The following is a 12204-nucleotide window of genomic DNA, read 5'->3' as shown; positions in this document are numbered from 1 at the left end:
CGGGGCCGGGACGTGGGTGCGGGTGCGGGTGCGGGAATTCGGATGCGGTGACCGTGCCGAGCGCGCATCATCGGCGGGTTGCCGTCGGACCGGCGCACCGCCGGTCCGGGCCTGTCGCCGACCCCGGGAGCCCTCATGCCGAAGCGCGTCACCGTGCCCTCCCTGTTTCCTCCGCCCCGCTATGCGCACGCCTCCGTGGTGGAGGCGGGAACCCGGCTCGCGTTCCTCGCCGGAGCGGTACCCCTCGACGCCGACGGAAAGCTCATCGGCGAGGGCGATCCCGTACGGCAGGCCCGGCAGGTGCTCGCCAACCTCGACGAGCAACTGCGCGCAGCCGGCAGCGACCTGGAACACGTCGTGTCGACGGACGTCTATGTGGTGAGCAGCGAGCCCGCCGTGCTCTCCGCGGTCTGGGACGTCGTCGAGGCCTCCGCGCTCAGCACCGGCCCGCATTCGTCGACCCTGATCGGCGTGGCCTGCCTCGGCTACACGGGGCAGCTTGTGGAGATCACGGCGACGGCCGTCGTCCCCGGGGAGGCCGAGGGGACCGACGCCTAGCGCGGCCGTCTCCCGTGCCGTGCCCCTCTGCCGGCTCTACGGTTCGACCGGCAGACCCGCCGCCTCGGCCGCCGTGCGCAGCACGTCCCGCAGCATCTCGGGGGTGAGCAGTCCCGTGAAGGTGTTGCGCTGGCTGACGTGGAAACAGCCGAAGAGGTCCAGTCCGTCCAGCGGGACCCTGGCCCCGTGCCGGAATGCGGGCCGTGGACGGGGCACCGCAAGGCCCGCCTCCGCGAGTGCGGTCAGGGTGGACTGCCAGCCGAAGGCGCCGAGCGCGACCACGGACCGCAGGGACGGGCGCAGCAGCCGCAGCTCCTGTACGAGCCACGGCCTGCAGGTGTCCCGTTCCGCGGGGGTCGGCTTGTTCCCGGGCGGTGCGCAGTGCACCGGCGCGGTCACCCGCACTCCGTACAGCTCCAGGCCGTCGTCGGCGGACACGGAGGTGGGCTGGGACGCCAGCCCCACGTCGTGCAGTGCCGCGTACAGCACGTCTCCGGACCGGTCCCCGGTGAACATGCGCCCGGTCCGGTTCCCGCCGTGGGCGGCGGGTGCGAGGCCGACCACGAGCATCCGGGCGTCCTGCGGTCCGAAACCCGGCACCGGCCGGCCCCAGTACGTCCAGTCCGCGAACGCGGCGCGCTTGGTGCGGGCCACCTCCTCCCGCCATGCGACCAGGCGGGGGCAGGCACGGCATCCCGTGATCCGATCGTCCAGCCGGGTGAGGCTGCTGCTGTCCATGGCTCCACGGTAGGACGTGCGGGTAAGGGCCGGGGTCCCGAGGCGCCCCGCTCGGAAATGCCGTGCGGTCGACGCAGCTCAGGGGACTAAGGTCGGGACCATGGCTGCTGTACGTGCGGACGACGACAGGACGGGCCGGACGGTCATGGACCGGGAGTCCGGGATGGGCCCGGACCGCGAGGCCGGGGACCGGCGGGACACCGGCACGGGCGGGACGAGCCGTACGTCCGACGCATCGGGCCCGGCGGACCCCGAGGGCACGGGCACGGGCGCCGGCGCCGCGGGCGGGCAGACCGTGGACGCGAAGACGGCCGCCGCGGTGGCGGCCGCGAAGGCGGCGGGGCCGTCCAACGGCGAGAGCGTGCGCATCGACAGCTGGATCTGGTCCGTGCGGCTCGTGAAGACCCGCTCGATCGGCGCCGACGCCTGCAAGGGCGGCCATGTGCGGGTGAACGGGGAGCGGGTGAAGCCCGCGTACGCCGTCCGCGTCGGCGACGAGGTACGGCTGCGGCACGAGGGCCGGGAGCGGATCGTCGTCGTCAAGCAGCTGATCCGCAAACGGGTCGGAGCCCCGGTGGCCGTCCAGTGCTACATCGACAACAGCCCGCCCCCGCCGCCCCGCGAGGCGGTGGCCCCGGCCGGCATCCGCGACCGCGGCACCGGTCGCCCCACCAAGCGCGATCGCCGCGAGATGGAACGCCTCCGCGGCCTCGGAGCGGCACCCGGCGGCTTCGCCGAGGCTCTTCGGGCACAGGGCCAGGGCCGGTCGCAGAACCGATCGGCCGGCCGGCGCCCGTCCGAAGGCCGCGGCCGGACGGACGACCAGGGCGGCGCCGAAGCGCTGTGAGCGCGGGCCGTGGACCTGCGAACCGCAGCGGAAAACGGGGCGGCGGGCCGTGCCGGGGCCGGTCCGGCCCGGATGTCCCCCTCGCACCGGCACATGAGCGGCCGCCCGCTCGGGGCGGTCATGCCCCGTGTCGTACGGAACGGAGCAGCTCGGCCGAGCGGTGGCGGCGGGCCCAGGCGATCAGGATCAACGGGACCAGCAGGATCAGCGGGGTGGCCGCGTTCTGGCCGTCGAAGACCGTGAGCTGCACGATGAAGGCACCTGCCATCAGCGCGGACAGCGCCACCGCCGCGACCGACGACAGCACCGGGATCAGCAGCGCGACCGCCCCGGCCAGCTCCAGTGCGCCGATGATGTACATCCCCGTGCTTCCCCAGCCGATCCTGTCGAAGGACTCGGCGGCCGACGGATGCGCGATCAGTTTCGGCAGCGCGCTCGCGACTCCGTAGAAGAGCGCGAGCGCGATCTCCAGCGCGTACAGCGAGAGCTCGGCACGACGGCCGCGGCTGCGCCCGTGGTCCGTGACGGGGACGGCGGAGGCGGCACGGGGTGCGGTGGTCTCGGACATGGGGTGCTCCTCGGTGATCGGTGTGTGGTGCTGTCACAGAGGTAGACCCGTGTGCTTCCCTCAACTCATCGCCGTCCGCCCGTCATGCTTCCCCGAGAGCTCACCCGCCTGCCGCGTCCGCCGGCACCGCTCGCACCCATATCCGGTCCTCGGTCAGATACCGGTCCACCCGCAGCCCGGCCTCTTCGAGCGCCTCCTCGAAGGCCTCTCTGCTCAGTGGCCGGGCCAGGAAGGTCTGCGTCCAGGCCGCGTCGGGGAACTCGTACTCCGCGCGCACCGAGTTGACTCCGTCACCGACCGGCTGCGAGGACACGATCCGCACGGTGAAGCCGCTCGGATCGACACGCTCACGCGGCATGTCGGTGTGGTAGTCCTCCCCCTCGCGCTGGATCAGCACACACCCGCCGGGCGCCACATGGCGGAGGCACGCCCGCAGCAGTCCCCGCCGCACCTCCACGTCCCCGGCGTGCACCAGGAACGAGGCGAGCATCACCACGTCGAACGTCTCGTCCAGCTCGAGGGCCTCGATCGCGCCGCAGAGCGTGCGCGCGCCACGCACCCGCTCCAGCATCTCCGGCGACTCGTCCACCGCCGTGACCGTGAAGCCGCGCTCCAGCAGCGGATGGGTCATCCGTCCGACCCCGCTGCCCAGCTCCAGGATGTGCGCGCCCGCGGGCACCGCCGCGGCGATGATGTCCGGCTCGTCCCCGATCGGCAGCCGTGAGTACAACTCGACCGCGCAGCCGTCGGGTGTGATCGCGCCGGGGCCCGTACCCTCGTAACCGTCCCGCATCGTCACCTTCATACCCGTCCAACGGGCCGCGCTGCGCTCCCCGTTCCCTCAACCCCCTCACTCGATGGAGTGAACGTTCGGGGATGGAACGTATGACCGAGCCGATCAGAGCACGAACCAGCCGTGCCCCCCGTACCAGTGCCCGCCCGCCCGCAGATGGTCCACCACGGCCCGCTCGACGCTGCTCCGTCGCGGCAGGTCCGCCACCGGCAGTTCGGGATCTCCGAAGACGAAACCGACGGGCACGCCGTCGTCCGGTGTCGTCTCCTGGTGCGTGAGCTCGAAGCGGTCCTGGAAGCGGATGATGTTCGAGTCACCCGGGAGATAGTGCTTGAGCTGCGGGTCCAGCAGCCAGGAGTGGCAGACGGCGATCTCGTACTGCTCCTCGGGGAAGTGCTCGGCGAAGAAGGCACGGGCGAGTGCCAGCGACCGCTCGCAGGCGGAGGGTGTGAGCGGGCCGCGGAAGTCGGGTATGTGCAGGCTCAGGCACGGGTCCCCGGGCCCCGGCCTCCCGCCCGCCGCCGTGACGGCCTCGCCGGTGCGCTGCCCGAGCCGTGCGCGCTGGTACTGCAGCCGTCCCAGCTGGAACAGCTCCCCGTGGAAGTGCAGCGCCGTCCACCAGGGGAACAGCAGCCCGCCCGTGCCGCGCCGCCGCCGGTGCACGGCCATCTGCCGGCCGAGGTCGGCGAGCGTACGGCGGGAGACGTCCTCCGGGACGCCGCGCCCACGGTGGTAGGCGCGCACATACGGCAGAGCCGCGACGAAGACGTACACATGGAAGAGCCGCCCGAGCTGTCCCGCCGACTCCGGGAACGACGGGGGCTCCCAGCCCTTCCCGATCTCCCCCATGTCCCGCACGAAGCGGGCGACGCACCGCGCCAGCAGGGCCATCGTCTCGTCGTCCTGCACCAGCCGGCTCCGGAGCGCGACGAGGTCGTTGATGTCCTCGTGGGGTACCGACAGATCGAGCAGGACGTCGGGCAGCTCGTCCGCGTGGGGCAGGACGGCCTCCCGGGGAGCGTCCTCCTCGCTCTCGAGATCCCTCAGCCACTCGGCGAGCCTCGCGTCCGCCCGCAGCGCCTTCAGCAGCACCATCGCCCCTCCCCCGGGGACCGGTCCCGCGCTCCGGCGCGATCGATGGGATCCGGTCACCGTTCCCTGGTGAACGTGCACGACGAAGGGTACTTGTCCTGGTGGGAGTAGTGATGTGAATGCGTACGGGCAGTGAGCCGGCGACAGCGCGCAGTGCGCTGCGGGCACGCTTCTGGCTGAGCGTGTGGGGTCTGGTCTGGGCGACGTTCGGAACGGTCGCCTTCGCCCTGGTGGGCCGGCCCGGCTGGGCGGCCGCGTGCGGTGTCCTGTGGCTGGTCGTCGCGGTGGACCTGGCCGTGATCCTGCACCATATGCACCAGGGCCCGCACTGGCAGCCGGGCCGCGACGTCCCGCCGTACACCCCGCCGGACCGCCGAAGATAGCGGGCCCCGGGAGGCCCGGCGGCGCACGGAGCGACGGCTCGCCGAGGACGGCGAGCCCGCTATGAGTCGAAGCGTGCCGCCTTCAGGTACTGCGGGTTCGGGTCCAGGGCCGCCGCCAGCCGGAAGTGCCGCTTCGCCTCCTCCGGCCGCGCCTGGCGCTCGTAGGTGCGGGCCAGCGCGAAGTGCGCGAAGGCGTTGTCCGGCTCACGCTCCAGCACGATGCTGAACTCCAGCTCGGCGGGACGCAGTTGCGCGGCGGCGAAGAAGGCACGTGCGCGCAGCAGCCGCGCGGCGGTGTTCTCCGGATGAGCGGCGATCACGCCGTCGAGCAGTTTCACCGCGCCCCGCGGGTCCCGCGCGGCCAGCAGCTGCTCGGCGGCGCGGAAGTCGATCACGTGTGTCTCCGGAGTACGTCCGGTCGGATCGCTGTTCTCGGGCACGGCAAAGTCCTTCCCTTACTGCACCGGTTCAACGCCCCCGATGGTGACCGCTATTCCTGTGAGCGACGCGCCCTGCGTACGAGATCCACCCATACGTCCCTTACGCTCCGCTCCAGCCGGGGCAGATCCACATCGTTGTCGATCACGATGTCCGCGATCTCCAGGCGCTTGTCCCGTGTCGCCTGCGCGGCCATGCGCGCGCGTGCGTCCTCCTCGGTCATGCCGCGCAGCCGGACGAGCCGGTCGAGCTGGGTGGCGGGGCTCGCGTCGACGACGACCACGACGTCGTACAGCGGGGCGAGCGCGTTCTCGGCGAGGAGGGGGACGTCGTGCACAACGACGGCGTCCTCGGGCGCGGCGGCCTCCAGCTCCCGGGAGCGGGCGCCCACCAGAGGGTGCACGATCGCGTTCAGGGTGGCGAGCTTCTCCGGGTCGGCGAACACTACGGAGCCGAGCTTGGGCCGGTCCAGGCTGCCGTCCGGCGCGAGGACGCCCGCCCCGAAGGTGTCGGCGATCGCGGCCAGCCCCGGGGTTCCGCGAGCGACGACCTCGCGCGCGATGCGGTCCGCGTCGATCAGCACGGCCCCGCACTCCACGAGCAGGCGCGACACCTCGCTCTTGCCGGCTCCGATACCCCCGGTCAGGCCCACCTTCAGCATGACCGAAAGCCTACGGCCTGCCACCGACGGCGGGCAGGACAGCCCCCGCGTTCAGCCGTCGCCCTCGCGTTCCGCCAGGAAGCGCTCGAATTCCTGCCCGATCTCGTCCGCGGACGGGATCTCGACGGGCTCGGCGAGCATGTTGCCGCGGGTCTCGGCCCCCGCTGCGGCGTCGTACTGGTGCTCGAGGCCCTGCACGAGGGCGACCAGTTCCTCGTCGCCCTCCTGGATCTGCCGGTCGATCTCCGTCTGCGTGCGGTAGGCGTCCGTGCGCAGGGTGTGCGCGACGGTCGGCAGAACGAGTCCGGTCGCGGCCGTGATGGCCTCCAGGACGGTCAGCGCGGCGTCCGGGTAGGCAGAGCGGGCGATGTAGTGGGGCACATGGGCCGCGACGCCCAGGACGTCGTGTCCCGCCTGCATCAGCCGGTACTCGAGCAGGGACTCGGCGCTGCCGGGTACCTGCGCCTCGTCGAAGGGGCTGCCGTGGCCCGGAACGAGGTCGGTGCGGTTGCCGTGCGGGGTGAGGCCCACCGGGCGGGTGTGCGGCACGCCCATCGGGATCCCGTGGAAGCTCACGGACAGACGGACGCCGAGCCGTTCCACGATCTGACGGACGGCGGCGGCGAAGCGCTCCCACTCGACGTCGGGCTCGGGACCGGACAGCAGCAGGAAGGGCGCCCCGGTGGCGTCCTGGACGAGGCGCACCTCGATCGAGGGCTCCTCGTACCCGGCCCAGCGGTCGCGCTTGAAGGTGAGCAGCGGACGGCGGGCGCGGTAGTCGACGAGCCGGTCGTGGTCGAAGCGGGCCACGACCTGGTGGGGCAGCGAGTCGAGGAGCCGGTCGACGATCTGGTCGCCGGTCTCACCCGCGTCGATGTAGCCGTCGAAGTGGTAGAGCATGACCAATCCGGCCGACTCCTGGGCGAGCGCCATGTCGACGACGGCCAGGCCCTTCGGCTCCCATGCGTACAAACCCTGCGGATCAAGCACGTAGACCGCTCCTCCTCGTGTTCGCCGTGGTCAACGCCCCGGGGGACACGGGCATTCCCGTATCCCCCGGGATCGTCGCCGTGGCGCTTCGGCCCGGCCGGATCGCCGCGGTGACGGGTCGTCTCAGGAGGCGAGGACGCGCTGGTGCAGTTCCGTGACGACCTTGCGTGCCGAGGAGATCGCCCCGTGCTGCCAGGCGTCCAGGTAGCTCAGGTAGTCACCGGCGAAGTACACGTTGCCCCGCGGCTTGTTGAGCGGTGCGTACGCCGGGGCGTCGGGGCCGCCGGGCATGGAGTGCCAGGCGCCCTCGAGATGGGGGACGAGCTTCCACTGGTGGGAGAGGGAGGCGGCCAGTTCGGTGCGGTACTTGTCTCCGTGGATCATGACGCCCTGGGCCACGGCGCGTTCCAGGCGTTCGGCCGGGGTGAGCGCCGAGTACACCTCGGAGTGGGCACCCGTGTTGTAGTAGCCGATGATCAGACCGCGGTCACCGAGATGGCCGTAGGACGGGTACCAGATGTGGTCCAGGTCCATGTCGGTCTCGGTGATGCCACCGAAGATCCTCAGGTCCTTCTCCCACCAGCGGCTCCTGTACTCGAGGCCGATCTTCGAGGCGTAGGAGGGCTTCACCGCCAGGAGCGCGGTCTGCACCTCGGAACCGAGGTTGTGCGGGGTCCTCGCGAGCAGGTGCGGGGCCAGGGTGGCGACGCAGTAGTCGGCCTTGACCACCCGGGTGCGGCCGTGCTGGGTGTAGGTGACGCAGACGCCGTCACCGGTGTTCTTGATGTCGGTGACCACCGCGCCCGTCCGGATCCGTTCCTGGCCGATGGCACGGGCGAAGGCCTCGGGTATCCGGTCCATGCCGCCGACCGGCTGGAACATCAGCATCGCCTGGTCGTAGCCGAACTCGAAGGAGAAATAGCGGCCCACGTTGGACGCGAAGACCTCGGACAGGGAGGGCACGCCGCCGAGTTCGTCGCCGGGTGTGCCGGAGGCGCCCGGGTCCACGGTGAAGCCGCGGTGCTCGGTTCCCGCGTACGTGTAGTCGGCGCCGAGGGAGCCGTAGCTCTTGAGGAAGGTGAGCAGCCGCTCCTTGTCGTCGGCCGTCAACTCGCCGTCGAGGGCACCGGCGTTGGTGGCCTTGGAGAGCAGTTCGGAGACGTAGCCGTAGACGTCGGCCTTCGCGGTCCGGTACCGGACCGGTGCGGTCATGCCTCTGCCCGGGTTGTAGACGAGGGCGCTGGCGTTGGAGTTGGTGAACACCTCGATGGGCACGCCCAGTTCACGGCAGTAGTCGAGGGTGACCATCCACTGGGCGAGCCGGGCGGGGCCCGCGTTCATGTACTGGCCCTTGCTGAAGCGGGCCGTCTGCTCGACACCGTTGATGTCCGTGAGCCGGTCGCCGCCGCGGACGGTGAGGTTGCGGCCGCCGACCCGGTCGCGGGCTTCGAGGACCGTACAGTCGTATCCGGCCTTGCCCAGCTCGTAGGCGCAGGTGAGACCGGCGATGCCGGCTCCGATGACGACGACGTCGGCGGGTCTGCCGGATCGCCCCTGGAGGGTGAAGTCGCTGCGGCGGGGCGCCTGGAACGGCGCCTCCTTCTCGGCCGCGTAGGCGGCGGTGGGGGCGAGGCCGAGCGCCCCCATGGTGGCGAACATGGCGCCGGCGCCGCCGGTGAGACCGACGTTTCTCAGAAACGCCCGCCGACTCGTTCCCGACCCGTGCTGAGGCTGTGCCATGGAATGGGCTCCCCTTCCGATCTTGAACGAAGACCGGGGAAGCCTGGCAGTGGCCGGTTACGGCCCATCGGTTGCCGGTGTAACCCACACGTTTCTGCAGTGTCCAGTACGGCCTGTCCGGGGAGCGGGCGGACACCGACACCGAGGGCCCGCACCCTGATCGGGTGCGGGCCCTCGGCTATCGGCTAAGCAGCCTCAGCGGTGAGCGTCAGCTCTGGCCGCCGGCCAGCTTCTCACGCAGAGCGGCGAGCGCCTCGTCCGAGGCGAGAGCACCGGAGGTGTCGCTGCCCTCGGAGGAGTACGAACCGCCGGTCGCGGCCGGAGCGGCGGCCTCGCCGCCCTCGGCGGCAGCGGCGGCGTCCGCCTCGCGGGACTTGATGACCTGCTGCTGGTGCTGCTCGAAGCGCTGCTGCGCCTCGGCGTACTGGCGCTCCCACTCCTCGCGCTGCTTCTCGTAGCCCTCGAGCCAGTCGTTGGTCTCGGGGTCGAAGCCCTCGGGGTAGATGTAGTTGCCCTGGTCGTCGTAGGACGCGGCCATGCCGTACAGGGTCGGGTCGAACTCGACCGAGGCCGGGTCGGCACCGAAGGACTCGTTGGCCTGCTTCAGCGAGAGGCTGATGCGACGGCGCTCGAGGTCGATGTCGATGACCTTGACGAAGATCTCGTCGTTGACCTGGACGACCTGCTCCGGGATCTCCACGTGGCGCTCGGCCAGCTCGGAGATGTGGACCAGACCCTCGATGCCCTCGTCCACGCGGACGAACGCACCGAACGGAACCAGCTTCGTGACCTTGCCGGGCACGACCTGGCCGATCTGGTGGGTGCGGGCGAACTGCTGCCACGGGTCTTCCTGGGTCGCCTTCAGCGACAGGGAGACACGCTCGCGGTCCATGTCGACGTCGAGGACCTCGACGGTGACCTCCTGGCCGACCTCGACAACCTCGGACGGGTGGTCGATGTGCTTCCAGGACAGCTCGGAGACGTGGACCAGACCGTCGACGCCACCCAGGTCCACGAAGGCACCGAAGTTGACGATCGAGGAGACCACACCGGAGCGGACCTGACCCTTCTGGAGGGTCGTGAGAAACGTCTGGCGGACCTCGGACTGGGTCTGCTCCAGCCAGGCACGGCGGGACAGGACCACGTTGTTGCGGTTCTTGTCCAGCTCGATGATCTTCGCCTCGAGCTCCTTGCCGACGTACGGCTGGAGGTCGCGGACACGGCGCATCTCGACCAGCGAGGCCGGGAGGAAGCCGCGGAGGCCGATGTCGAGGATGAGACCACCCTTGACGACCTCGATGACGGTACCGGTGACGATGCCGTCCTCTTCCTTGATCTTCTCGATGGTGCCCCAGGCACGCTCGTACTGGGCGCGCTTCTTCGAGAGGATCAGGCGGCCTTCCTTGTCCTCCTTCTGGAGGACCAGGGCCTCGATCTCGTCGCCGACGGCAACGACCTCGTTCGGGTCGACGTCGTGCTTGATCGAGAGCTCGCGGCTCGGGATGACACCTTCGGTCTTGTAACCGATGTCGAGCAGGACCTCGTCCCGGTCGACCTTCACGATGACGCCGTCGACGATGTCGCCGTCGTTGAAGTACTTGATCGTCTCGTCGATCGCGGCGAGGAAGGCTTCCTCGTTACCGATGTCGTTGACCGCTACCTGCGGGGTGGTGGCGGTGGTCTCGGTGCTGCTCGTCATGTGGGAAAGGGCTCCGGTACGGACATTGAAGTCGTAGGCACTGCTTACGCCGGGAGCCCGTTTCGCTCTGCAGAAGCCGGACAGCCAAGGAAGCGCCACCTTTTCAGGACACCGGGTGCCCGGTGGCGCCTCGAGAACCGAGGGGACATACAACAGATGCGAGCGCAGCCTGCTCCGTCTGAGGCGCGCAGGCCCGCAGCGCAACTTGTAGCATACGGGGGCAGCCGGACAGGGTCAATGCGCGAAGGCGCACACCCGGGGCAGATAGCCGCATTCCCGGCACAATCCCCGTGCGCCACCGGCGTGTACCGGACTGCGCCACCAGGTCACACGGGCCGGAGACGCATCGCCGGTGACACCGCGGCGACGGGTTGGACGGAAGAGTACGACGAGGGAGCCCATCATCCAAGAGCCCGAACAGTTCGAGCCGGAAGCCACCCGACGCACGGCGGGTGTCACCGAGAGTGCCCGGGCCAACCGGGGCTGGTGGGACCGGAACGCGGACGAATACCAGATCGAACACGGCACGTTCCTCGGCGACGACCGCTTCGTGTGGTGCCCCGAGGGCCTCGACGAGGTCGAGGCCGAACTGCTCGGCCGACCGGACGACCTCAAGGGCAAGGACGTCCTGGAGATCGGCGCCGGCGCGGCGCAGTGCTCGCGCTGGCTGGCCGGCCAGGGCGCGCGCCCGGTGGCGCTCGACCTCTCGCACCGGCAGCTCCAGCACGCCCTGCGCATCGGCGGCTCCGTCCCCCTGGTCCAGGCCGACGCCGCCGTCCTGCCCTTCCGGGACGCCTCCTTCGACCTGGCGTGTTCCGCCTACGGGGCGCTGCCGTTCGTCGCGGACCCGGTCCTGGTCCTGCGGGAGGTGCACCGGGTGCTGCGTCCCGGCGGCCGCTTCGTGTTCTCCGTGACCCACCCGATCCGCTGGGCGTTCCCGGACGAGCCGGGGCCCGAGGGCCTGTCGGTGTCGGCCTCGTACTTCGACCGCACGCCGTACGTGGAGCAGGACGACGAGGGCCGTGCGGTGTACGTGGAACACCACCGCACGCTCGGCGACCGGGTGCGGGACATCACGGCGTCCGGTTTCCGGCTCGTCGATCTGGTGGAGCCGCAATGGCCCGCCTGGAACAGCTCGGAGTGGGGCGGCTGGTCGCCGCTGCGCGGCGGCCTGATCCCGGGGACGGCGATATTCGTGTGCGAGCGGGGCTGAGCGGGCGGTTCCGGCCAATCCGCGACGAGGGCACCCGTTCGCGTATGCCGGTGGTGCGCACAGGGCACAAACGACATGTCGACACGTCGCCCTCGGGATGTGGCGTGCGGCGCCATGCGTGCTGGGGGTATGCGCATGCACATCTGCCCGGTCTGCGAGCGGAGCGACAGGACCACGAGGCTCCGCGCCCACTGGCGGGCCCTGCCGCCTCAAGCCCGGGCCGTGGCGCCGCACCTCGCCCGTCCCCCGCTGGACGACGAGCGGTGGGCGGGACCCGTCGGGCTGCTGACCGTGGGCTGCGCCCTGCTGGTCTCCGAGGCGTGGCTGGGGTTCGTCGGGGTGGCCGGCGGAGGGGTCTGGCTGGTGTCGCTGCGCGACAAGGCGGCCCAGACCGCGAGGCGGCGCGCCGAGTGGCGCAGAAAGCTGTTCTGCCGCCGCTGCGAGCACGTCTTCCTCCCCTGATGTGCCCGCCTGGAACACTGGT

General features: G+C 71.0%; 14 protein-coding genes. 5 read left to right on the top strand and 9 right to left on the bottom strand.

Annotated features, from left to right (window positions below; all coding sequences use genetic code 11):
• The first annotated feature begins 135 nt into the window (after window positions 1-135).
• Window positions 136-558, top strand: a complete 423-nt coding sequence (locus tag ACSHXN_RS30240) for a RidA family protein (RefSeq protein ID WP_355130958.1) — start codon at window positions 136-138, stop codon at window positions 556-558.
• A 36-nt stretch (window positions 559-594) separates the two neighbouring features.
• On the opposite strand, the gene ACSHXN_RS30235 is transcribed toward ACSHXN_RS30240, so the two are convergent.
• The gene (locus ACSHXN_RS30235) at window positions 595-1296 is read right to left on the bottom strand and encodes a uracil-DNA glycosylase (RefSeq protein WP_356108141.1); all 702 of its coding nucleotides are present in this window, start codon (window positions 1294-1296) and stop codon (window positions 595-597) included.
• A 163-nt stretch (window positions 1297-1459) separates the two neighbouring features.
• Between ACSHXN_RS30235 and ACSHXN_RS30230 the strand changes: the two genes are divergently transcribed.
• Window positions 1460-2143, top strand: a complete 684-nt coding sequence (locus tag ACSHXN_RS30230; RefSeq protein ID WP_383355297.1) for an RNA-binding S4 domain-containing protein — start codon at window positions 1460-1462, stop codon at window positions 2141-2143.
• Window positions 2144-2261: 118 nt separating this feature from the next.
• On the opposite strand, the gene ACSHXN_RS30225 is transcribed toward ACSHXN_RS30230, so the two are convergent.
• From ACSHXN_RS30225 to ACSHXN_RS30215, 3 genes are all read right to left on the bottom strand, one after another.
• Complete coding sequence (locus ACSHXN_RS30225; protein ID WP_438304354.1) at window positions 2262-2711, bottom strand: DoxX family protein; 450 nt, start codon at window positions 2709-2711, stop codon at window positions 2262-2264.
• Between the two features lie 100 nt (window positions 2712-2811).
• A complete protein-coding gene (locus ACSHXN_RS30220; protein ID WP_438304352.1) occupies window positions 2812-3504 on the bottom strand; it encodes a class I SAM-dependent methyltransferase in 693 nt (230 codons plus the stop codon).
• A 105-nt stretch (window positions 3505-3609) separates the two neighbouring features.
• A complete protein-coding gene (locus ACSHXN_RS30215) occupies window positions 3610-4596 on the bottom strand; it encodes an acyltransferase domain-containing protein (RefSeq protein ID WP_383355299.1) in 987 nt (328 codons plus the stop codon).
• A gap of 119 nt (window positions 4597-4715) precedes the next feature.
• Between ACSHXN_RS30215 and ACSHXN_RS30210 the strand changes: the two genes are divergently transcribed.
• Window positions 4716-4979, top strand: a complete 264-nt coding sequence (locus ACSHXN_RS30210; RefSeq protein ID WP_355130968.1) for a DUF6343 family protein — start codon at window positions 4716-4718, stop codon at window positions 4977-4979.
• 59 nt (window positions 4980-5038) lie between these two features.
• Here ACSHXN_RS30210 and ACSHXN_RS30205 read toward each other — a convergent pair whose 3' ends face one another.
• The 5 genes from ACSHXN_RS30205 to rpsA all read right to left on the bottom strand — a co-directional run bounded on the left by ACSHXN_RS30205 (window position 5039) and on the right by rpsA (window position 10507).
• Window positions 5039-5419: a tetratricopeptide repeat protein gene (locus ACSHXN_RS30205; protein WP_059133140.1), complete on the bottom strand. Its 381-nt coding sequence runs from the start codon at window positions 5417-5419 to the stop codon at window positions 5039-5041.
• A gap of 50 nt (window positions 5420-5469) precedes the next feature.
• The gene (gene coaE, locus ACSHXN_RS30200) at window positions 5470-6078 is read right to left on the bottom strand and encodes a dephospho-CoA kinase (protein WP_438304351.1); all 609 of its coding nucleotides are present in this window, start codon (window positions 6076-6078) and stop codon (window positions 5470-5472) included.
• 51 nt (window positions 6079-6129) lie between these two features.
• The gene (locus tag ACSHXN_RS30195) at window positions 6130-7068 is read right to left on the bottom strand and encodes a PAC2 family protein (RefSeq protein ID WP_355130972.1); all 939 of its coding nucleotides are present in this window, start codon (window positions 7066-7068) and stop codon (window positions 6130-6132) included.
• Between the two features lie 123 nt (window positions 7069-7191).
• Entirely contained in the window at window positions 7192-8808 is a 1617-nt protein-coding gene (locus tag ACSHXN_RS30190; protein ID WP_355130974.1) for a flavin monoamine oxidase family protein, read from the bottom strand.
• Between the two features lie 208 nt (window positions 8809-9016).
• Window positions 9017-10507 (bottom strand): 30S ribosomal protein S1, encoded by a 1491-nt coding sequence (gene rpsA, locus ACSHXN_RS30185; RefSeq protein WP_059133144.1) that lies wholly within the window; start codon window positions 10505-10507, stop codon window positions 9017-9019.
• Window positions 10508-10859: 352 nt separating this feature from the next.
• On the opposite strand from rpsA, the gene ACSHXN_RS30180 reads away from it, so the two are divergent.
• Together ACSHXN_RS30180 and ACSHXN_RS30175 are read left to right on the top strand one after the other, a co-directional pair.
• Window positions 10860-11720 (top strand): class I SAM-dependent methyltransferase, encoded by an 861-nt coding sequence (locus ACSHXN_RS30180; RefSeq protein WP_355130976.1) that lies wholly within the window; start codon window positions 10860-10862, stop codon window positions 11718-11720.
• 129 nt (window positions 11721-11849) lie between these two features.
• On the top strand, window positions 11850-12182 hold the full coding sequence (locus ACSHXN_RS30175) for a hypothetical protein (protein ID WP_355798327.1): 333 nt from the start codon (window positions 11850-11852) through the stop codon (window positions 12180-12182).
• The last annotated feature ends 22 nt before the right edge of the window (window positions 12183-12204 follow it).

Origin of the sequence: Streptomyces sp. HUAS TT11 (assembly GCF_051553595.1) — a bacterium.
GTDB lineage: Bacteria > Actinomycetota > Actinomycetes > Streptomycetales > Streptomycetaceae > Streptomyces.
Note: the sequence above shows the minus strand (reverse complement) of the source record. Positions and strands in the feature narration are given on the sequence as shown.

Bases quoted from the DNA above. Each gene is read 5' to 3' on its own strand.
- ACSHXN_RS30240 (WP_355130958.1), top strand. From the start codon at position 136: ATGCCGAAGCGCGTCACCGTGCCCTCCCTGTTTCCTCCGCCCCGCTAT.
- ACSHXN_RS30235 (WP_356108141.1), bottom strand. From the start codon at position 1,296: ATGGACAGCAGCAGCCTCACCCGGCTGGACGATCGGATCACGGGATGC.
- ACSHXN_RS30230 (WP_383355297.1), top strand. From the start codon at position 1,460: ATGGGCCCGGACCGCGAGGCCGGGGACCGGCGGGACACCGGCACGGGC.
- ACSHXN_RS30225 (WP_438304354.1), bottom strand. From the start codon at position 2,711: ATGTCCGAGACCACCGCACCCCGTGCCGCCTCCGCCGTCCCCGTCACG.
- ACSHXN_RS30220 (WP_438304352.1), bottom strand. From the start codon at position 3,504: ATGCGGGACGGTTACGAGGGTACGGGCCCCGGCGCGATCACACCCGAC.
- ACSHXN_RS30210 (WP_355130968.1), top strand. From the start codon at position 4,716: ATGCGTACGGGCAGTGAGCCGGCGACAGCGCGCAGTGCGCTGCGGGCA.
- coaE (WP_438304351.1), bottom strand. From the start codon at position 6,078: ATGCTGAAGGTGGGCCTGACCGGGGGTATCGGAGCCGGCAAGAGCGAG.
- ACSHXN_RS30190 (WP_355130974.1), bottom strand. From the start codon at position 8,808: ATGGCACAGCCTCAGCACGGGTCGGGAACGAGTCGGCGGGCGTTTCTG.
- rpsA (WP_059133144.1), bottom strand. From the start codon at position 10,507: ATGACGAGCAGCACCGAGACCACCGCCACCACCCCGCAGGTAGCGGTC.
- ACSHXN_RS30175 (WP_355798327.1), top strand. From the start codon at position 11,850: ATGCGCATGCACATCTGCCCGGTCTGCGAGCGGAGCGACAGGACCACG.